A 21,112-nucleotide genomic window follows, 5' to 3' on the forward strand; every position below is an offset into this window, starting at 1 on the left:
CTATACCTCCATAATATCTTCCTCTTTTTCCGTGAGTATACTATCTATTTTAGCTACATACTCATCAGTAAGTTCCTGGATATTTTCCAATCCCCGGTGGTAATTATCTTCAGATATTTCACTATCATTTTCAAGTTCCCTTAATTTATCATTAGCCTCATGCCTTATATTTCTAATTGCCACCCGGCCCTTTTCTGCTTTATCACGGATAACCTTAACTAACTCTTTCCTTCTTTCCTCAGTAAGTTGAGGAATATTTATTCTAATAACACTACCATCATTATTAGGAGTCAAACCTAGATTTGCTTTCATGATAGCCTTTTCAACTTCACCAATAGCAGACTTATCCCAGGGTTCAATCACCAACAAGCGAGCCTCTGGAGCAACAACCTTGGCCATCTGCTGAATTGGTGTCTGAGCACCATAATAATCAACCATAATACTTTCTACCAGTGAAGGCCTGGCCCTCCCGGTCCTGACTGTATTAAAGTCATCCCTGGTAGCCTTGACTGCCTTTCTCATTTTCTCTTCCGCCTCTTTCATTACTTCCCTAATCATCTTCATCCCCCTGTCCTTTAATAATTTAATGAAACACCTAAGAAAACACCCTAAAAAAATATATATAATTCCTATAAAACAAATATATTGTCGATCTTTAAAAAAATTTAAAAACAGTTTCACAAGAACAGTAATTTAATTATACCATATTATTAACGGACATATGTTCCTATTTTTTTGCCTAAAACAGCTTTTTCAATATTACCACTCTCTTTGACAGCAAACACAATCAAAGGAATACTATTATCCATACAGAGAGATACAGCAGTTGAATCCATCACTCTTAAAGATTTTTTCAGAACATCAATATACTTAAGTTCTTCATACATTACTGCCTCAGGATTACTAAGTGGATCAGAGTCATAAACACCATCCACATTCTTGGCCATTAAAATGGCATCAGCAGATATCTCAGCAGCCCTGAGGGCCGCAGTTGTATCGGTAGAAAAGAAGGGATTACCAGTACCAGCAGCAAAAATAACAACCCTACCCTTTTCCAGGTGTCTAATTGCCCTCCTTCGTATATATGGTTCAGCAATCTGACGCATCTCTATAGCAGACTGTACCCTGGTTTCCAGACCAAGTTTCTCAATTGCATCCTGTAAAGCCATTGCATTAATAACAGTAGCCAACATCCCCATATAATCAGCAGTTCCGCGATCCATTCCCTTGGCACTTCCTGCAATTCCTCTAAAAATATTTCCACCACCAACTACAATCGCCATCTCAACCTTTGTTCTCATTACCACGTCAAATATTTCGTTGGCAATAGTTTTTATTACAGCAGGGTCAATGCCATACCCACTATCCCCTGCTAAAGCTTCTCCACTTATTTTCAATAAAACCCGAGAATATGCTGGTCTATCTCCCATCATAACCCTCCATTATATATATTCGGGAAAAATTAAACAATCCCTTTTTTTAGAAAGAATACTCTTAAAAAGAGAACACAGAGTGTGCTCTCTTTTTAGTATTAAATAGTATCTATTTATTTTTGTTCATCTCACTCATAACCTCTGAAGCGAAATCTTCATCCTTCTTCTCTATTCCTTCACCCAGCTCAAAACGGGCAAATCTCTTAATACTGAAATTTTTATCAGCTAATAATTCAGCAACAGTAATATCGGTATCTCGTATATATTCCTGTTCAAGGAGACATACCTGACTATAAAACTTGTCTATTTTACCAGCTACTATTTTATCAATTATCTGCTCGGGTTTCCCTTCATTCAGCATCTGTTCTTTATAAATTTCTTTTTCTTTATTTAAAACATCATCACTTACCTGGTCCCGTTCAATGTAATCCGGACTACTTGCTGCTATATGCATAGCAACATTCTTGGCCAGTTCCTGATTCTCTTCATTTAGATCAGCATCAATATCAACTAAAACACCTATTTTACCACCCATATGTATATAACCCTGTAGAAAACCATCAGTAGTATATTTTTCAAAACGTCGTAGATTAAGGTTTTCACCAATATTGGCAATTGCTTCCTTCATCACAGTATTTATATCCTTACTCCCATCCTTATACCATGATTCATTAAGGAGTTCATCGATATCACTTGCCTCACTCTGCATAATATGTTGAGATATATCAGCCACCAGGTCTTTAAAGTTATCGTTTTTAGCAACAAAATCAGTCTCACTATTTACCTCAACAATAAGACCATTCTTTTTATCGTCATCAATAACAACATCTACCAGCCCTTCAGCAGCAATCCTGCCTGCTTTTTTAGCTGCTGCAGCAATACCCTTTTCACGTAAATATTCAACCGCTGCTTCCACATCATCATTATTTTCTTCAAGGGCCTTTTTACAATCAAGTACACCAGCACCTGTTCTTTCACGAAGTTCTTTAATATCCTTCATACTTGCCATAATATTACCTCCCTTATCTCATTCTTATAGAAAAAGACGCAGTAAGAAGGAAGACCCCCTTACAACGCCTTTATAATTACTCTTCAATGGTTTCCAGGTCATTATCTTCTTCAATTGCTTCCTCTTTAACTTCCTCTTCTTTCATCTGTTCACCCTGTTTCCCGGTTAAAACAGCACTAGCAATAATATTTGTTATTAACTTTACTGCACGAATTGCATCATCATTACCTGGAATAATATAATCAATCAGATCAGGGTCACAGTTTGTATCTACAATAGCTACAACAGGTATATTTAATTTGCGGGCTTCAGCAACTGCTATAGCCTCTTTTCTTGGGTCAGTAACATATACGACATCAGGAAGCTTTTTCATATATCTAATACCACCAAGAAAACGTTCTAATTTGTCATGTTCTTTGTTTAACTGAACAACCTCTTTTTTCGGTAGTACTTCAAAAAGCCCCTCTTCTTCCATTGATTCAAGCTCATTCAAACGAGCAACCCGTTTTTTAATGGTCTTAAAATTGGTAAGCATTCCACCCAACCATCTTTGATTAACATAGGGCATGTCACAACGTTCAGCCTCTATTCTAACTGTTTCCTGAGCTTGTTTTTTGGTTCCTACAAAGAGAATTGTTTTTCCCTGGGCAGACATTTCTTTTACAAAGTCATGAGCTTTATTTAATAAACCCACTGTTTTTTGCAGGTCAATAATATAAATTCCATTTCTTTCAGTAAAGATATATTCCTTCATTTTAGGATTCCATCTTCTTGTTTGATGTCCAAAATGAACGCCAGATTCTAACAATTGTTTCATATTTACCACAGACATACCATCCACCTCCTTTCCCGGTTAGCCTCCGCCTACTTCTCCCTTCCTTGTCACTGTATTAACAAAAATACAGCACCAGACAATTCAGTCCACAGGCGTGTGTATTTTGCACTAATAGGTAGTATACCACATAAAAAAAAATTTATCAATTATTTATAAAAACTTTTTACCTTTTTTATATGAACGTATTAAAACACTACCATCCTTAAGATAAAATTCCATTGTCCTTCCGTAATCTTCGCCAACATCTTTTCCTTTAATTCGAATATTAAATTCTGATAAAATACGACAAACAGCCTCAATATTTTTCTGTCCAACCTGAATATTAAAGTCACCTGCACTGGCAAACATATGTGCACCACCGGCAATTTTAGCAACAATGTTATCACGGGAAGCACCCCTGGCTTCCATTTTTTTTAATAATAGAGGGATTCCTGTATCTGCAAATTTAGCAGGCCTTGTCCCTTTTCTATTCTCAGGGAGCATAATATGTATTAAACCACCTATTTTATTTATCTTATCATAAAGAGCAATACCAATACAGGAACCCAGGCCTATAGTTATAAGGACTTCAGGCGAACTGGCCACAGAGTACTCAGCCATCCTCACCCTGATAGGAGAATTCATTTTGTATCAAACCCCAGTGCTTTCAATATTTTCTCCAGCGACCCCGAATCAGGTATATAAAAAAAGTATCCCTCTATTTCTTTCCCATTATTAATAAATTTCGTCTCTATTAATAAAGCATAATCACTTTCTTCAAAAAGACTTATCATTGAAGTAGTTAAAATTGCCCCTGCCATATCATAAGAAAAGCCAGGTATTGATTGAATTAAATTTAAACCGGTCATCTGATTAATAGCATTCAGGTATGAACCAGACAATATATTGCCTATCTCTTTTAAAGCTGATATTTCAACCTCAGTAAAATCTTCAATCTCTGAACCGTTATTCATCATAATACTTAAAAGGTTTTTACTGCTTTCTTCTGACAGGATTAATAAAATACTCCCTGGCGCTTCTCCCATAACCTTTAAAAGAACACTAACAACCTTTTGTTCTATCTGGCCAGTTACCTCAGGCACTTCTGAAATAGGTGTAATATCTACCGATGGTACTGTCATATCAATCTCAGTATCTAAAACCTGTGCAAAAGCAGTAGCTGCATTCCCTGCACCTATATTACCTATTTCTTTCAAAGCATCTTTTTGCATGCTGGTAATATTTTCTATTAAATCCCCTGACATCTACTCTCCTCCTAATCTATATCAATCTTATCCAATTCTTCGATTTCTTCTTCTGTCAGTATATTATTAAGATCAAGCAGAATTAATAGTCTATCATTAAGCTTACCTACCCCACTTAAATAATACTTATTAATACCTTTGACTATATCTGGAGGGTCTGCAATATTGTCCTGAGCAAGTCTGATCATTTCACTAACATCATCAACCTGCATACCAATCAAATTATTATCAAGCTCAACAATAATAATTTTTTCTTCCTGATTATCAAGAGACTCATTTAATGATAATTTCTTACTAAGGTTAATAATAGGTATAATATCACCCCTTAAATTAATCACCCCTCTTACAAAAGAAGGGGCATTAGGTATATGGGTCAATTCCCGGTGAGGAATAATTTCCTTCGCCTGTTTTACATCTACTCCAAACTCCTCATTAGCAATATTAAAAACAATAAACTGCTTCTCTTCTTTAGTAACTGTTTTAGTAACCTTTTTGTTAAAATTTGATAACATATAATCCCCCCTCTCTAAACAGAAGCCCGGCTGTCATGCTGTAAACTATTTTCAAATAAAAGGCTCTCCAGGTCTACCAGAACCAACAAGCGTTCACCGCGTTTGACAACACCCTTAATAAATTCCTGTTTTATTCCACCTTCAACCTCAGGTGATGGTTCAAGCTCATCCAGATTATACCAGAAAACCTCATTAACAGCATCAACCACCAGCCCGATCAAAGAATCACGCACCTCAACTGTAATAATCCTTTCTTTTTTAGAAGTACTGGAAATACTAAACCTATCCCTCAAATCAACAACAGGTACAATCTGACCCCTTAGATTAACAACCCCACGGACATAATCGGGTGTATTAGGCACCTTTGTTATCTTGGGTAACTTAATAATCTCTTTTGCCTGTTTAATATCAACTGCATATTCCTCATCACCTAGCTGAAATATAACCAGTTGGTTTTGTGCAGCATCTTCTACAGCTTTTTCTTTCTCAGGAGCATTTTCCATTTATTATTCCCTCCCCTATGCTATATTCCGTACATCCAGAATCAGAGCCACATCACCATCACCAACAATTGTTGCACCACTAATATTTTTTATATTTATCAGGTAATTACCCAGTGACTTTATAACAATTTCCTGCTGATTGAGTAATTCATCTACAATTAAACCAATCTGTTTTTCGCCAGAATTAATAATAACTGCTGGAATCTCTTCTTTATTAATATACTGACCATATTCTACATTCAGATTCAACTGACGTGAACCCTCTACAAGAGGTATAGTAGTATCTCTTAATATAATTACATCCTGTCCCCTGACCTGCTGTATCTCATCAGGTTTTATCATTATTGTCTCACTTATAGTTCCTAATGGAATAGCAAATATTTCATCATCTATCTTTACCATCAGAGCCTGAGTTATCGCCAGAGTAAGAGGGAGTGAAATAGTAAATCTAGTGCCAACATCCTTCTCAGATTCTATATACACCTGTCCATCAAGTGATTCCACAACCCGTTTTACTACATCCATTCCTACTCCTCGACCAGAGACATCTGTAACCTTTTCTGAAGTACTAAATCCAGGATGAAAAACAAGCTGCAATTTGTCCTTTTCATCCATATCTTCAATATCTTCAACAGTTATTATCCCCTTTTCCAGGGCCTTTTCAGTTAACATATCTACATCAATGCCCTTACCATCATCCTCAACTTCAATTATTATTTCACTACCCTTTTGATAGGCATTTAAAAGGATTACACCTTCAAAGGCTTTGCCTTTTGCTTTTCTTACCTCAGGTGTTTCAACACCATGGTCTGCTGAATTTCGTATTATATGCATTAATGGGTCAGCTAGTTCATCAATAATAGAGCGGTCTAGTTCTGTATCAGCACCTTCGATCATTAAATTAATTTCCTTATTAAGTTCTTTTGATAAGTCTCTTACCATCCTTGGGAATCTATTAAAAATACCTCCAATAGGTACCATCCTGATCTGCATAACAATATGATGAAGGTCCATTGTAACCCGGTCTAACTGTTGAATTATATCTTGATAAATATCAGTTTTAATATTTAGACCCTCTAAACGGGTTTTATTGATCAGTAATTCCCCTACCATATTCATTAAATTATCGAGTTTATTTATATCTACCCTAACAGTTGGTGAAACCTGCATATTAGAAAGACTAGTTTTCTTCTTTTTTTCATTTTTACTGCTAGTTTTTTTCTTATTACTTACGCTAGTTTCAACTTTTCTTGTACTTTTTAGATCATTTAAGTCAATCTTAACCTCAGCAACATCTACTATGTTTTTAAATTCTTTAATTATTGATTCACTATCAAGGGTTGATACTAAAATTATGTAAATTGAATCACCAAAATCCTCATCTTCAATCTCTTTTTGAGTCGGATTAGATTTGGCAAGATAACCAATTTCTTGGGCTTTTTTCAAAACCATATAACCACGTACATTTTTCAATAAACAACTTTTATCAAGGATTACCTCAATATTATAAACGCAATCAGTATCTTTCATTTTATTTGCAATATTTTTTTCCTCTTCCTCATTTAATTTTAAATAAGAAGAATAAGCTAAATCTCCATCTGATCGAAGATCACCTTTATCATCGATTACATCATTTGAATGGTTAAGACAATTATCTAATTCCTGCAAATAAGCACTAACATCTGTATTTTCTTCACCAGCACTGCGTATATCTTCTACTAGAGATTTAATATAGTCCAGTCCTGCAAATAAAAGGTCAATAATATCTTCATTAATACTTAATTCTTTATTACGAACCTTAGCCAGTATATTTTCTATTTTATGGGTAAGGTCTGTCAAACGATCAAACCCCATAGTTGCAGACATTCCCTTAACTGAATGGGCAGCCCTGAAGACAGCATTAATAATCTCTTCATCATCCGGGCTTTCTTCTAATAATAAAACATTCTCGTTTAATAATTGAAGATATTCAGCAGATTCATCAAAAAACATCTGAAGATATTGGTTATTATTTTCCATCTAATAACTGACCCCCTTATAATTCATTAAATATTTTTCGTATAGCCGATAAAACCCTGTCTGGTTTAAAAGGCTTAACAACAAAGTCTTTAGCCCCGGCCTGAATAGCATCTATCACCATTGCCTGCTGCCCCATAGCACTACACATAATCACCCTGGCATCTTTATCTATTTTTAAAATTTCTTTAACAGCTTCAATACCATCCATATCAGGCATGGTAATATCCATAGTAACTAAATCTGGCTCTAATTCCTTATATAATTCAATAGCCTCTTTACCATTTTCAGCTTCCCCAGCAATTTCAAACCCATCTTCAACTAATATATTTTTAATCATCATCCTCATAAATGCTGCATCATCTACTATAAGGACTTTCTTGTCCATCTAATATTAATACCTCCTCTACTTATTCATATCTTAATTTTGTTTAATCTTGAGTGTGAGTATTTATACCTATTTTTATGGTATTTATAATATATATTCGACAATTAATTAATAGTTCCTGCAAATATTAAAAAAAAGCCCTCATATTTCAGTGAGGGCTTTGATAGTTATGCCTTTAACTTATCTAACTCTTCCAGTAGATAATCATTTAACACCTTAATAAAAGTCCCCTTCATACCTAATGACCTTGATTCAATTACACCAGCACTTTCAAATTTTCGTAAAGCATTCACAATCACTGAACGTGTAATACCTACCCGATCTGCTATCTTACTGGCAACAAGAAGTCCTTCTTTGCCCTCTAACTCTTCAAATATATGTTCAATAGCCTCTAATTCTGAATAAGATAAAGTATCAATAGCAATCTGTACAGCAGCTTTTTTCCTGGCCTCTTTTTCTATTTTTTCATTCTTGGAACGCAGTATCTCCATTCCTACTACTGAAGCACCATATTCTCCTAAAATAAGGTCATCGGCAGCAAATTCTTCCCCATAACGGGCCAGCACCAAAGTTCCCAGGCGGTCACCCCCACCAATCATTGGAATAATAGTTGTTAATTTATTCTTAAAAAGACAGTCTTCTCCATCAGTAAATACACAGTTACCTTCTTCTTGTTTAACATTAGCCCTGGTATCCCTGATCCGCATTAACCCTTTATTATAGTCATCAGGAAAGCGTCCCTGATCAATAACAGTTTCCTCCATAATATCACATTCAAAATCATCAAGCAAACTATAACCCAGTATACGACCTTTTTTACTGGTTATATAAACATTACAGTTTATTGCTCCAGATAAGACCTCTGCCATCTCTGAAAAATCAACTGTCTTGCCCCCAGTCTGCAGTAAATGATTTATCATCCTACTCTTTTCCAGCAACTCTTCCATCATAAAATTCAACCTCCATTTATTTTTTTCCCTTATAAGATATATTTACTAAGATCTTTATCCTGTACTACATCAGCCAATTGTTCCCTTACATAATCTACATCTACAAGAATTTCCCCTTCTTCCATGTCAGGTGCATTAAATAATAAATCTTCCAGTAACCTCTCCATAATTGTGTGAAGTCTTCTGGCCCCAATATTTTCAGTATTTTCATTTACCCGAAAGGCAAAACCAGCAATTTCATCAATAGCATCATCAGAAAATTTAATCTGAACCCCCTCGGTTTTAAGTAAAGCCGTATATTGTTTAGTTAAGGCATTCCTTGGTTTTAATAATATTTCTTTAAAATTATCCCTGGTTAAGCTCTTTAATTCAACTCTGATCGGAAAACGCCCCTGTAATTCTGGTATCAAGTCAGATGGTTTAGCAACATGAAAGGCCCCGGCAGCAACAAATAAAATATGGTCTGTTTTAACTGGACCGTATTTACTCATAATTGTCGAGCCCTCAACAATAGGTAAAATATCTCTCTGTACTCCTTCACGAGATACTTCTGGACCACTATTACCTACCTCTCTGCCAGCAATTTTGTCTATTTCATCAAGAAAAACTATGCCATCGTTTTCCACCAGGGTAATAGCTTCACTGGCTACTTCTTCCATATCAATAATCTTATGGGCTTCTTCCTGTTTCAGAATCTCTTTAGCCTCTTTTACAGTAACCTTTCTCTTCTTCTTCTGAGGGGGAAATAAATTACCAAACATGTCCTGGAAATTTACACCCATTTCTTCCATGCCAGCACCTGAAAAAACTTCAAACATCTGTGGACCCTGTGTTTCAACACTAATTTCAATTATTTGTTCATCTAGTTCACCACTAATAAGTCTATTTCTCAACCTCTCTCTTCTTTCATTGATACGGTTATAAGTATCATCAGCAATTTTATTTTCCCCTTTATCTTCATTCATAAAATACTCAAAGGGGTTTTCTCTTTTCTTTTGGGGAACAGGTAACATAAGATCAAGTATTCTATCCTCAGCCATCTTAACTGCCTTCGGCCCAACCTCTTTCACCCGTTCCTGTTTTATCATCCTAATGGCTGTTTCAACAAGGTCCCTGACAATAGATTCAACATCACGCCCTACATAACCTACTTCAGTAAATTTAGTTACCTCAACTTTAATAAACGGAGAACTGGTGATTTTAGCTAGTCTCCTTGCTATTTCAGTCTTCCCAACACCAGTAGGCCCAATCATTAAGATATTTTTAGGGATAATTTCTTCCTGCAGATCGTTATTTATTTTTTTTCTTCGATAACGGTTTCTTAAAGCTATAGCAACAGCTTTTTTGGCATCATGCTGTCCAATTATATATTTGTCAAGTTTCGCAACAATCTCCTTTGGTGTTAATTCCCCGTTCATCATTCACCCCCCAATATCTCTTCAGCAGTAATATGATCATTTGTATATATACAGATCTCTGCAGCGATTTTCAATGATTTATAAGCAATTTCCCTGGCATCATTCTCACCGGCTGACATCACAAGGGCACGAGCAGCGGCCAATGCATAGGAACCTCCAGAACCAATAGCCATAATCTCATCATCTGGTTCTATGACATCACCATTACCTGAAATTAATAAAATCTTATCACTATCAGCTACCATTAACAAAGCCTCTAATTTCCTTAAAATTTTATCAGTACGCCATTCTTTAGCAAGTTCTACAGCAGCCCTTTCCAGATTGCCATGGTATTCCTCCAACTTTATCTCAAATTTTTCAAAAAGTGTAAAGGCATCAGCTGCAGCTCCAGCAAATCCGGCCAGGACCTTTTCATGATAAAGTTTCCTTACCTTTTTTGCCCCATATTTCATGATAGTATTTCCCATTGTTACCTGACCATCACCAGCCATAGCAACCTTATCTTTATACTTAACAGCTACAACAGTAGTTGCCTCTATTCGTTTATTCAAATATCTCCCTCCCCAACATTAAAATATTAAATTGTCTAACGATTCAAAATAGTTTCTTATTTATTCAATTAATATTAACACATAACATTATTTTATGTCAAGATAAACTAAGCAAATATAAGTTTTTTTTATTAAAATACTGGTATACCCTAGATATCTGCTGTCTTTTCCTCAAACCCACATTCTTTATTAATACACTTATAGACTAAACCCTTACTCTTACTGCGTTTTTCAACCATAATTCCTTCACAATCTGGACATTCTTTATCTACCGGTTTATTCCAGAGTACATATTCACAATCTGGATAATTAGAGCAGCCGTAAAACACCCTGCCTTTTCTACTTTTACGTTGAATTAATTCACCATCCTCACATTCGGGACAAGCTACACCGGTCTTAATGAGAAATGGTTTAGTATTTTTACAATCTGGATAACCAGAACAGGCTAAAAATTTACCATATCTCCCATATTTAACTATCATAGGTTTACCGCATTTTTCACAGACTTCATCAGTTACTTCTTCCTCTAGTTGAACACTATCCATTTCCTCTGTAGCTATTTCAAGCCTTTTAGCAAATGGTTCATAAAAATCAACCAAGACCTCTTTCCACTGATCATTACCCTCTTCTACATTATCAAGCCTATCCTCCATCTGAGCGGTAAATTCAATATCAGTCACATCTGGAAAATGTTCACTTAATAAGTCAGTAACTATAATTCCCAGTTCAGTAGGCTTTAATTGTCTTCCATCCCTTTCAACATAACCACGGGAAATTACAGTCGAAATTGTTGGAGCATAAGTACTGGGACGACCAATGCCCTCTTCTTCAAGTGTTTTAACCAGACTCGCCTCAGAAAACCGTGGTGGTGGTTGGGTAAAATGCTGGTCAGGTAGAAATTCCTTTGGAGCTAATTTCTCACCCTTTTGCATTTCAGGTAGAATCACATCTTTCTTCTGGCTGCTTGAATCAACCCGTAAAAAACCTGGAAAGACTATCTGAGAACCCGAGACATTAAATCTATACTTTTCACCTGCATTAATAGTTACTGTCAATAGTCTATAAACTGCCGGACTCATAAAACTAGCTACAAAGCGGCGCCATATTAAATCATATAATTTATATTGATCATTTGTCAATTTATTTTTAAGGCTTTCAGGGGTATGAACTACTGAAGTAGGCCTGATGGCTTCATGGGCATCCTGGGCCCCTTCCTGCTTCTTATATTTTTTGTCTTTACTGGAAACATATTTATCACCGAACTCATTACGAATATAGTTTAAAGCCTCCCCTCTGGCTTCATCAGATATTCTTGTACTATCAGTCCTGATATAACTTATAAGACCAACTGTCCCCTCTTCACCAATATCAATACCTTCATAGAGTTGTTGGGCAAGATACATAGTTTTTTTGGCAGAATAGCCCAATTGACTGGCTGCCCTCTGCTGTAAAGTACTGGTTGTAAAAGGTGAATTTGGATTTCTCCTTCTTTTCCTATCCTTAACCTGTTCTACAATAAAATCTTCTTTTTTTACCTCTTCGAGGATATTATTGGCTTCTTCCTGATTACTAATTTTAAATTTCTTACCATTAATTCTCTTTAACTCTGCCTCAAAATCATTACTATCTTTTTCTAAAACAACTTTAATTGTCCAGTATTCTTCAGGTTCAAAGGCTTCAATCTCTTTTTCACGCTCACATATTATTTTAACTGCAACTGTCTGTACCCTCCCGGCACTTAAACCCTTTCTGATCTTTTTCCAGAGGAGAGGGCTTAATCTATACCCCACCAGTCTATCAAGTAATCGTCTGGCCTGTTGGGCATCTACTAGATTTTGATTAATCGGGCGCGGATTCTTAAGGGCATTTTTAATAGCTGTCTTAGTTATTTCATTAAATTCTATCCTAGCATCTTCTTTATCAAGTTTAAGGGCACGATAAAGATGCCAGGAAATAGCTTCTCCTTCACGGTCAGGGTCTGTTGCCAGTAATACATCATCTGATTTTTTGACAGCCTTGCGTAAGTTTTTTAAAACCTTACCCTTGCCCCTGATAGTAATATATTTAGGTTCAAAATTATTTTCTATATCAATACCCAGTTTACTTTTAGGCAGATCAATTACATGTCCCATTGATGCTTCAACCTTATAACCCCTACCAAGAAACTTTGCTATTGTTTTAGCTTTAGCTGGTGATTCAACAATCACCAAGGTACCACTTTTTTTTCTTCTGCCCACAACGACACCTCCAACATTTTAATTAATATACTTTGAATCATCTGTAACCATATTTCTAAATTCTATAATTTCACTCGATATTATCTGTAATTTACCCTGGTCCTCAATTACTTCCTCTAATATGTCCCATAACTGTCCTGTCGTTAGATAGCCTGGATAACTATCCTGTATAACCCTGATAATTATTTCCTCACTTTCACCAGGGGTTAATAGATTTAAAAATAGCATTCTTTTTATTAAACCCTGTAATTCAAAGGATAAATACATCCTTTCTGACTGACTAAAAACCCTGTTATAAAAAGAATCTCTATTAGATTCATCTAGTTTGTTTTTTTCCTCATCTATTATTTCCGTCCCATGATAAATTAATTCAAAGGCCTCATCAATATCCTGAATATCATATCCTTCTTCCAGCAAGTTCTGAATTATTTCTTCTTCTTTTATAAAATGATTTTCATCCTTTAACATCATTCTAATAAGCAAACCTATAATTTCCATTACATCTTCGTTCAATTATATAACCCCCTCCCCCTGAATCAATTTACTGCTATATAAATTATATCATTCCTTTTGATAACTAATATATAATTATAGTGGTTTTAATAGATTTTGTAAACCCAAAAATATATATTTATTTCCTGCCTCTCTGGAAATAATACCTTTTAACTCCAACTTAAGGAGTATTGTATTAATAACTGCAGGGCTTTTCTCAGTCATTTCAATCAGCTGATTAATATCCAATTCTGCTTCTTCCTGCAATATTTTAACAACATCTTCCTCATCAGCTGATAATTCGGGGTAAGCAGTCTGATTGTGTTCTTCTATCTCACTATAAATAAATAACTCTTCCAAAATATCATTAACACTACTAACAAGTTTAGCCCCTTCCTTGATTAATTTATTGGTACCTTCGCTCTGTGTACGGTTTATATTACCTGGGATAGCAAAGAGTTCACGCCCCTGTTCAAGAGCTAGACTGGCTGTGATTAAAGAACCGCTCCGGCTTGAAGCCTCTACAACCAGTACACCCTTACTCAGCCCACTTATAATTCTATTTCTCTGGGGAAAATTTCCTGAAAGGGGTTTAGTTCCTGGGGGAAACTCACTGATAACCATGCCCCTGTGCTGAATCTCATTAAAAAGTTCATTGTTTTCCGGTGGATATATAATATCAAGTCCACTACCAAGAACTGCGATCGTTTTCCCTTTAGCTTTTAAACTGCCTAGATGTCCATGTGTATCAATACCCCTGGCCATACCACTAACAACTGTAATACCCTTTTGAGCTAGTTCATACCCCATTTTTTCCGCTATCTTTCTACCATAAGAGGTTGATTTTCTGGAACCAACGATAGCTACACAGCTCTCATCCAGAATATATTCACCTTTATAAAATAATACTGGTGGTGGGTCATAAATATTTTTAAGGCTTACTGGATATGCTTGGTCATTTATTGTAATAAAATTAATATTTAAGCTTCTAATTCTTTGCAAGACTTTTTCAAATTTTATTTTATCTCTCTGTTTAACAATCTCAGCTGCCAGTGAACCTATCCCCTCTACTACAGCCAATTCTCTTTCATCTGCCTGCCAGACCCTGAGTGGACTCCCGAAGTGTTTGAGCAACTTTGCTATTCTTATAGAACCTAATCCCTTAATTATACTAAGACCAAGACAGCAGTTCCTTTCTTCCATTACAACCCCCCCAAAACTGTACCCAGACTCTTTTTCTAGCTAAGACTATTTAATTAATCTCAAATTGATAAACAATCTTTTTATCAAATCCTGTTGCAAAGAGATACCCTTTATAAAAATGAATACCGCTTATCTTAACAGGTACTTTATATGTTTTAATAGTCTCAAAATTCTTATTTAACTTATAGACATTATCTAGATCACATAACCATAATGAACCACTATACCAGTCAAGGCCTTCTACTTTAAGGTCTCTAATTAAAGACTTAGAATTAATCTTAATGGCCTTTTTCCCTGCCTGATCTATCACCATAAAGGAATATAGTATATTAATATCCCCATCTATTACCCAATATAATTCCCCATCATAAGTAAAACCAGCTATATCAAACAAGGGTATAGGAAACTTCATTTTATTTTGGCCATATCTAAAATAATTATTGAGGTTGTCAATTTTACATAAACCTAGTTCTGAATTAGTATACCCCCTGATAACAAAATCATCTACCTGTTTTCTAAATGAAGGAGGACCCAGGAGTAGTCTGCTATCACTAAAAGCAAGATACAGTTCTTCCTGGTCACTACATAGAACTAACATCTCCCTCCCCTTTACTACTGTATTAGACAAATCTGTCAGTGAACTCAATAAATTTTCTGGCCCATAACTCTCTATTAATTCAAAAGAATCAATACTATATACAACACCTCCATTAATAATAAATACTATAATTAATACAAAGATAAAGTTTTTCATTATAAGCACCTCCACCCCTAGAGGGACTATTTATTTAGCACTAAGCAAATAGTACTATTTATTTAGTACTTTTCTCCATCAAATCTTTTTTCCCTTTTATTTTTATATATTTTATACTTTCATATCTTGCATAATTGAATATTCTTGCACTGACCCAGCACTCCCGTTATCATACATTAAGGTTGCACTGACCCAGCACTCCCGTTATCATATATTTAGATCCCATTAAACATAGAAAATTCAGTATCAACTGATTGTAAATTTAAAATAACAAATCTAAGTAGCAGACATATATTAGTATATAAAATAATATTCAAAATTATTTATTTTATTAATGGAGAAATAAGGAGGTGTTAAGATGAAACATCAAAAAAAACTATATATCTATCCTGATTATTCTTTATCTACTAAAAAAATTAATACATTAGAGTTACTTGCTGAAAAAGAAGTAAGTATCTTTAAAACTAATAATCTAAGTAATATCACTCCCCCCATCACTGAATTACTAGAACCTATAGTATCTGTCAATTTTGCCCGGGCAGTCCTTTTTAAAAACAAAATAGTCATTCAGGGTGAAATAAATAAAAATATGATCTATAAGGCAGATAACAATATTATTAATTATGAAGAAGAAGGAATAGAGTTTTCAAAAGAAATTAACCTCCTAGGCCTATCACCCTATTACTATACCGGCAAATTTAATCGTCTCGTTAAAAGTAATCCAGTAATTGAAATCAATAACCTTTCTGGGTTCTCAAACGGAATTGATATCCAGTTATATCTAAATAATCTTAGTGTAAAACAATTTCTACTTAATAGCACCACTGTTGAACAGAAAATACTAGTTGTTTTTATAATTAAGGTTTCCAGATTAACCCAGAACAAAATAAAATTACCTAAACCAGCACCTGTTTTTACATATCATCAAAAGATTCCCTGTAATAATAAAGTAATAAAGAAAGATAAAAAGATAAAAAGAAAAAGAGAAAAAGACGGTGTATCTTCCCCTTTAGAAGTAGAAGAAATTTAAATCCAGAAACACATGAATAAATGACAATCTATATTAATATACAACATTTTATCTATAATAACATATATTATTATAAATAATGAAAGGGGGTATTATAATGAAAAAAATTAGAAAAACCCTTAAATTACTTGAACTTTCAGCCGAGAAAGCAGTTCAGGTTTTTGAAACAAATACAGTTATGAATCTATCACCGGCAGTTGTTGACGTATTGAATCCTATCCTTTCTGTTGAATTTGACCGGGTAGTATTATTTCAGAACAAGGCCATAGTCCAAGGCACCATATTCAAAAACCTAATTTATAAAGCTGTTGGTGGTCAATTACAATATGTAAATGAAGAAATACCTTTCTCAAAAGAAGTAGAATTACCTGGTGTAAGTCCAAACTTTACAACAGGCAGATTTAATAAAATGATCCTTACTAATAATGTTATTGAAATTGGTCCGGGCAACCGTGGAACACAAACAGGTATAGATATTCAATTATATGTCACTCAATTAACAGCTGCACAAATTATCCTTGATACAACAACAGTCGAGCAAAAAATTATCCTTGATTTTATTATTAAGGTGTCAGAATATACTCAGCAGGATGTTGACTTACCAGCACCTGGCCCTGTTTTTGAATGCAGAAATATTATCAACTGTAATAATCTCGACTGTTAAACCGGGTAACAAGAAATTATATTTCCTAATAATAATATAATAATTATAGACTGATACAAAATAGAAGCCCCTGATTTTAAAGGGCTTCTATTTCTTAAAAAATTACATAAAATATTCTACACCAGCCCTAAATAACTGCTGGTCTTTCTCTCCCGGTATATTTTTAGCAGTATTTGAAGTTATTCTTTCTGAATGCCCCATTTTCCCAAAAATCCTGCCATCTGGACTGGTAATACCTTCAACAGACCAGCATGAACCATTAGGATTAAACCTATTATCCTGGGTTGGCTTGCCTTTAAAATCGACATACTGGGTAGCAATCTGCCCATTATTAAGAAGGTCTTTTAAAAGCTCATCACTGGCAATAAATCTACCCTCACCGTGTGAGACTGGTATAATATGCTCAGCCCCTGCTTGAACCCTGGCCAACCAGGGGGACACATTTGATACTACCCTGGTTCTCACCATAGATGAGACATGCCTTCCTATTGTATTGTAACTTAAAGTAGGTGAATTACTATTAATATCACAAATTTCACCATAAGGCAGAAGGCCGAGCTTAATTAAGGCCTGAAACCCATTACAAATACCTAGAATAAGACCATCTCTTTCGTTTAGTAATCTCATAAGTGATTCACTAATCAGGGGATTTCTGAAAACATTTGCTATAAATTTACCTGAACCCTCAGGTTCATCTCCAGCACTAAAACCGCCTGAAATCATTAAAATTTGAGATTCATCAATCATCTCAACCATTTTTTCAATAGATTCATCTATCATTTTAGGAGTCAGGTTTTTAAAGACAAAAGATTCAACCCGAGCACCTGCCTCTTCAAATTTTCGGATAGTATCATATTCACAATTAGTCCCAGGGAATACAGGTATAAACACCCCTGGTTTAGTAATCTTAACTGATGATTTTTTAATTTCCTTTATCCTGTTAATTTTTAATGGTGGGGTTTCTTTTAGCCCCTTAGTTCTAGTAGGGAAAATCCCTTCTAATGGTTCTTGCCATTTGTTTTGCGCCTCAATTATATCTAGTTCTTCATCTTCAACCCTGATATAAGAGTCGCTGCTAGTAGAACCCAGTAATATATATTCACTTAAATTACTCAAATCAGCCTGTGGGGATAATTCCAAAACCAGGGAACCGAATTCTGGTAAAAACAGGTCTTTAATATTAATATTCTCCTTAAAATCAAAACCTATCTGATTACCAAAGGTCATCTTACTGACAGCTGCTGCAACACCACCTTCATCAACAGCCTTAGCTGCTCTGACCTTGCCTTCCTTTATTAAATTGTGTATAACAGCATATTTTTCTTTCAGGTCTTCAAAAACAGGGAGGCTGTCCTTATCCTTTTTTATTCTAACCCACACTACCTTACTATCTTTGCTTTTAAATTCTGGAGAAATAATATGCTTAACATCACTTACATTTACAGCAAAAGCAAGCAATGTCGGGGGAACATCTATATCTTTAAAAGTTCCTGACATACTATCTTTACCACCTATAGCAGGAATCCCTAAAGATGATTGTACAAGATAAGCCCCCAATAGAGCACTGAAAGGCTTACCCCATCTCGTCCTATCCTGCCCTAATTTTTCAAAATACTCCTGAAAGGTTAACCTGATATTTTTATAATCTGTACCTAAAGCCACTGCCCGGGCAACAGCCTGAACTACAGCATAAACTGCCCCATGAAAAGGACTCCAACTGGCAAGTTTTGGATTATATCCAAAAGTCATTACTGTAGCAGTATTGGTTTCGCCTTTAAGAACTGGTATCTTGGCTGCCATCCCATCAACAGGAGTCATCTGGTATTTCCCTCCAAAAGGAAGCAGAATACTGGCAGCACCAATCGTACTATCAAATCTCTCTACCAGGCCTTTCTGACTACAAACATTTAAATCCTGCAGATTATCAAACCAGGCAGTTTGAATATCTTGATAATCAGTTAATTCCACCGGGGAAGCTGTCAGGTAATTATCATCAGTATCTGCTGATATTACTGTAACACTACTCTGTTGTGCAGCACCATGGGTATTTAAAAAATCACGACTAATATCTACTATTGTCTTGTCTTGCCAGGTCATCCTCAACCTACCTGTGTCTGTCACAACCGCCACAGGTGTTGCCTCCAGGTTCTCTTCCTCAGCAATATTAATAAGCTCAGCCAGATCACCTTGAGCAATGACTACTGCCATACGTTCCTGTGATTCAGATATAGCCAGTTCAGTTCCATCAAGACCCTCATATTTTTTGGGTACAGCATCCAGATCAATATCCAGGCTGTCAGCTAGTTCGCCTATGGCTACTGATACTCCGCCAGCTCCAAAATCATTGCAGCGTTTAATTAATTTACTAAAGTCTGGGTTCCTGAAAAGCCGCTGTATCTTTCTTTCAGTAATAGGATTGCCCTTTTGAACCTCAGCACCGCAGGAATGCAGAGATTCTTCAGTATGCTCTTTAGAAGAACCAGTAGCACCACCACAACCATCACGTCCAGTTCTACCACCTAAAAGAATAATAATATCTCCCTTTTGCGGTCTTTCTCTGATGACATTTTCTGCCGGGGCTGCCCCCAGAACAGCACCAATCTCCATTCTTTTAGCAATAAAATTTTCATGATATAATTCTGCAACATGTCCTGTCGCTAGGCCGATCTGATTACCATATGAACTATACCCCTCAGCAGCACCAGTGCTTATCTTCCTTTGTGGCAGCTTGCCCTCCATTGTGGCTGAAATATTCTGCCTGGGGTCAGCACTACCTGTAACCCGCATAGCCTGATAAACATAAGACCTGCCTGATAAAGGGTCCCGTATTGCCCCCCCTAAGCATGTTGCTGCCCCACCAAATGGTTCAATTTCTGTAGGATGATTATGAGTCTCATTCTTAAACATCAACAGCCAATCTTCTTTTTGACCGTCAATATCAACCTTAATTTTAATACTACAGGCATTTATCTCCTCTGATTTGTCAAGATCATCTAAGAGACCACGCTCACTCATTTCTTTCATACCAATAGTAGCAATATCCATTAAACATATCGGTTTTTCCTGGTCACCATAAAGTCTTTTTCTCCTATCAAGGTACTGTTGATAAGCCTTCTTAATGGCTGGAGTATATGGTCCATCCCTAAACTCTATATCAGTTATCTCTGTTAAAAAAGTAGTATGACGGCAGTGATCAGACCAATAGGTATCCAGAACCCTAATCTCTGTCAGAGCTGGATTGCGCCGTTCCTTCTTAAAATAATTCTGGGTAAAAAGCAGATCAGCATCTGACATAGCCAGTTCTAATTCCTGGTGTAAAGAGAGTAATTCATCTTTATTCATCTTAATAAAATCATCTATTTCTTTTACTTCAGTTGGATACTCTAGCTCCATCTTTAATGTCTTAGGTTTGGCCAGTGATGCCTCACGGCTTTCCAGTGGGTTAATACAATAATCCTTTATTTTCTGAAATTCTTTATCTGTAATCTCACCTGAGATAAGAATTATCTTCGCACACCTTACTTCAGGTTTTTCCCCATGGGTTAATATTTGAATACACTGGGCAGCTGAATCTGCCCTCTGGTCATATTGCCCAGGCAGATATTCTACAGCAATAAACCTAGCATCCTCTGTAATTTCAAAGTCTCCATCATAAATCAGGTCAACCGGTGGTTCAGCAAATATAGTTTCCCGTGACCTATTATATATATCATCAGAAATCCCCTCAATATCATAGCGGTGAATAACCCTGATAGCTGTTAAACCCTTAATTCCCAGAAATTCCTTAATTTCTTTGTTTAGAAACTGACTCTCTGTATCAAACCCTGGTTTTTTTTCTACAAATATCCTGAATACACCCTTATTCATAAACCC

Annotated in this window: 20 protein-coding genes; 2 read left to right on the forward strand and 18 right to left on the reverse strand. The window is 35.7% G+C overall.

From position 1 onward, the window contains the following. From frr to GM661_RS10850, 17 genes are all read right to left on the reverse strand, one after another. Entirely contained in the window at positions 1–558 is a 558-nt protein-coding gene (frr, locus tag GM661_RS10770) for a ribosome recycling factor (protein WP_230869788.1), read from the reverse strand. Positions 559–710: 152 nt separating this feature from the next. Further along, positions 711–1,430, reverse strand: a complete 720-nt coding sequence (gene pyrH, locus GM661_RS10775; RefSeq protein WP_125992183.1) for a UMP kinase — start codon at positions 1,428–1,430, stop codon at positions 711–713. Positions 1,431–1,542: 112 nt separating this feature from the next. Next, entirely contained in the window at positions 1,543–2,442 is a 900-nt protein-coding gene (tsf, locus tag GM661_RS10780; RefSeq protein ID WP_230866858.1) for a translation elongation factor Ts, read from the reverse strand. A 76-nt stretch (positions 2,443–2,518) separates the two neighbouring features. Beyond that, positions 2,519–3,274 carry a 30S ribosomal protein S2 gene (gene rpsB / locus GM661_RS10785; protein ID WP_125990630.1) on the reverse strand — a complete coding sequence of 252 codons (756 nt, stop codon included), beginning with the start codon at positions 3,272–3,274 and terminating at the stop codon, positions 2,519–2,521. A 153-nt stretch (positions 3,275–3,427) separates the two neighbouring features. Further along, on the reverse strand, positions 3,428–3,901 hold the full coding sequence (locus GM661_RS10790) for a chemotaxis protein CheD (RefSeq protein ID WP_125990631.1): 474 nt from the start codon (positions 3,899–3,901) through the stop codon (positions 3,428–3,430). After that, positions 3,898–4,521, reverse strand: coding sequence for a chemotaxis protein CheC (locus GM661_RS10795; protein ID WP_125990632.1), 624 nt, complete (start codon positions 4,519–4,521; stop codon positions 3,898–3,900). Before GM661_RS10795 ends, GM661_RS10790 begins: the two co-directional genes overlap by 4 nt. Before the next feature lie 11 nt (positions 4,522–4,532). Next, entirely contained in the window at positions 4,533–5,033 is a 501-nt protein-coding gene (locus GM661_RS10800; protein ID WP_125990633.1) for a chemotaxis protein CheW, read from the reverse strand. Between the two features lie 14 nt (positions 5,034–5,047). Continuing rightward, positions 5,048–5,536: a chemotaxis protein CheW gene (locus GM661_RS10805; RefSeq protein WP_125990634.1), complete on the reverse strand. Its 489-nt coding sequence runs from the start codon at positions 5,534–5,536 to the stop codon at positions 5,048–5,050. A gap of 15 nt (positions 5,537–5,551) precedes the next feature. Then, complete coding sequence (locus tag GM661_RS10810; protein ID WP_230866859.1) at positions 5,552–7,555, reverse strand: chemotaxis protein CheA; 2,004 nt, start codon at positions 7,553–7,555, stop codon at positions 5,552–5,554. A 16-nt stretch (positions 7,556–7,571) separates the two neighbouring features. Next, positions 7,572–7,940 (reverse strand): response regulator, encoded by a 369-nt coding sequence (locus GM661_RS10815; RefSeq protein ID WP_230866860.1) that lies wholly within the window; start codon positions 7,938–7,940, stop codon positions 7,572–7,574. A 167-nt stretch (positions 7,941–8,107) separates the two neighbouring features. After that, the gene (gene codY / locus GM661_RS10820) at positions 8,108–8,887 is read right to left on the reverse strand and encodes a GTP-sensing pleiotropic transcriptional regulator CodY (protein WP_125992185.1); all 780 of its coding nucleotides are present in this window, start codon (positions 8,885–8,887) and stop codon (positions 8,108–8,110) included. 32 nt (positions 8,888–8,919) lie between these two features. Further along, positions 8,920–10,308, reverse strand: a complete 1,389-nt coding sequence (gene hslU / locus GM661_RS10825) for an ATP-dependent protease ATPase subunit HslU (protein WP_230866861.1) — start codon at positions 10,306–10,308, stop codon at positions 8,920–8,922. Continuing rightward, complete coding sequence (gene hslV, locus GM661_RS10830) at positions 10,308–10,859, reverse strand: ATP-dependent protease subunit HslV (RefSeq protein WP_164522262.1); 552 nt, start codon at positions 10,857–10,859, stop codon at positions 10,308–10,310. The genes hslU and hslV overlap by 1 nt, the downstream gene beginning before the upstream one ends. A gap of 149 nt (positions 10,860–11,008) precedes the next feature. Then, positions 11,009–13,096, reverse strand: coding sequence for a type I DNA topoisomerase (gene topA / locus GM661_RS10835; protein WP_230866862.1), 2,088 nt, complete (start codon positions 13,094–13,096; stop codon positions 11,009–11,011). An 18-nt stretch (positions 13,097–13,114) separates the two neighbouring features. Next, positions 13,115–13,609 carry a DUF494 family protein gene (locus GM661_RS10840; RefSeq protein WP_230866863.1) on the reverse strand — a complete coding sequence of 165 codons (495 nt, stop codon included), beginning with the start codon at positions 13,607–13,609 and terminating at the stop codon, positions 13,115–13,117. Positions 13,610–13,684: 75 nt separating this feature from the next. After that, entirely contained in the window at positions 13,685–14,791 is a 1,107-nt protein-coding gene (dprA, locus tag GM661_RS10845) for a DNA-processing protein DprA (protein WP_230866864.1), read from the reverse strand. 49 nt (positions 14,792–14,840) lie between these two features. Then, complete coding sequence (locus tag GM661_RS10850; RefSeq protein ID WP_230866865.1) at positions 14,841–15,545, reverse strand: hypothetical protein; 705 nt, start codon at positions 15,543–15,545, stop codon at positions 14,841–14,843. 358 nt (positions 15,546–15,903) lie between these two features. On the opposite strand from GM661_RS10850, the gene GM661_RS10855 reads away from it, so the two are divergent. Beyond that, positions 15,904–16,575 carry a DUF3794 domain-containing protein gene (locus GM661_RS10855; protein ID WP_230866866.1) on the forward strand — a complete coding sequence of 224 codons (672 nt, stop codon included), beginning with the start codon at positions 15,904–15,906 and terminating at the stop codon, positions 16,573–16,575. 97 nt (positions 16,576–16,672) lie between these two features. After that, complete coding sequence (locus GM661_RS10860) at positions 16,673–17,239, forward strand: DUF3794 domain-containing protein (RefSeq protein WP_230866867.1); 567 nt, start codon at positions 16,673–16,675, stop codon at positions 17,237–17,239. Between the two features lie 102 nt (positions 17,240–17,341). On the opposite strand, the gene GM661_RS10865 is transcribed toward GM661_RS10860, so the two are convergent. Next, on the reverse strand, positions 17,342–21,106 hold the full coding sequence (locus GM661_RS10865; RefSeq protein WP_230866868.1) for a phosphoribosylformylglycinamidine synthase: 3,765 nt from the start codon (positions 21,104–21,106) through the stop codon (positions 17,342–17,344). Positions 21,107–21,112: the final 6 nt, after the last annotated feature.

The organism is Iocasia fonsfrigidae, assembly GCF_017751145.1.
Classification (GTDB): Bacteria; Bacillota; Halanaerobiia; order Halanaerobiales; family DTU029; genus Iocasia; species Iocasia fonsfrigidae.

Coding starts and splice junctions, on each gene's coding strand:
- frr (WP_230869788.1), bottom strand. CDS start 558: ATGATTAGGGAAGTAATGAAAGAGGCGGAAGAGAAAATGAGAAAGGCA.
- pyrH (WP_125992183.1), bottom strand. CDS start 1,430: ATGGGAGATAGACCAGCATATTCTCGGGTTTTATTGAAAATAAGTGGA.
- tsf (WP_230866858.1), bottom strand. CDS start 2,442: ATGGCAAGTATGAAGGATATTAAAGAACTTCGTGAAAGAACAGGTGCT.
- rpsB (WP_125990630.1), bottom strand. CDS start 3,274: ATGTCTGTGGTAAATATGAAACAATTGTTAGAATCTGGCGTTCATTTT.
- GM661_RS10790 (WP_125990631.1), bottom strand. CDS start 3,901: ATGAATTCTCCTATCAGGGTGAGGATGGCTGAGTACTCTGTGGCCAGT.
- GM661_RS10795 (WP_125990632.1), bottom strand. CDS start 4,521: ATGTCAGGGGATTTAATAGAAAATATTACCAGCATGCAAAAAGATGCT.
- GM661_RS10800 (WP_125990633.1), bottom strand. CDS start 5,033: ATGTTATCAAATTTTAACAAAAAGGTTACTAAAACAGTTACTAAAGAA.
- GM661_RS10805 (WP_125990634.1), bottom strand. CDS start 5,536: ATGGAAAATGCTCCTGAGAAAGAAAAAGCTGTAGAAGATGCTGCACAA.
- GM661_RS10810 (WP_230866859.1), bottom strand. CDS start 7,555: ATGGAAAATAATAACCAATATCTTCAGATGTTTTTTGATGAATCTGCT.
- GM661_RS10815 (WP_230866860.1), bottom strand. CDS start 7,940: ATGGACAAGAAAGTCCTTATAGTAGATGATGCAGCATTTATGAGGATG.
- codY (WP_125992185.1), bottom strand. CDS start 8,887: ATGGAAGAGTTGCTGGAAAAGAGTAGGATGATAAATCATTTACTGCAG.
- hslU (WP_230866861.1), bottom strand. CDS start 10,308: ATGAACGGGGAATTAACACCAAAGGAGATTGTTGCGAAACTTGACAAA.
- dprA (WP_230866864.1), bottom strand. CDS start 14,791: ATGGAAGAAAGGAACTGCTGTCTTGGTCTTAGTATAATTAAGGGATTA.
- GM661_RS10850 (WP_230866865.1), bottom strand. CDS start 15,545: ATGAAAAACTTTATCTTTGTATTAATTATAGTATTTATTATTAATGGA.
- GM661_RS10855 (WP_230866866.1), top strand. CDS start 15,904: ATGAAACATCAAAAAAAACTATATATCTATCCTGATTATTCTTTATCT.
- GM661_RS10860 (WP_230866867.1), top strand. CDS start 16,673: ATGAAAAAAATTAGAAAAACCCTTAAATTACTTGAACTTTCAGCCGAG.
- GM661_RS10865 (WP_230866868.1), bottom strand. CDS start 21,106: ATGAATAAGGGTGTATTCAGGATATTTGTAGAAAAAAAACCAGGGTTT.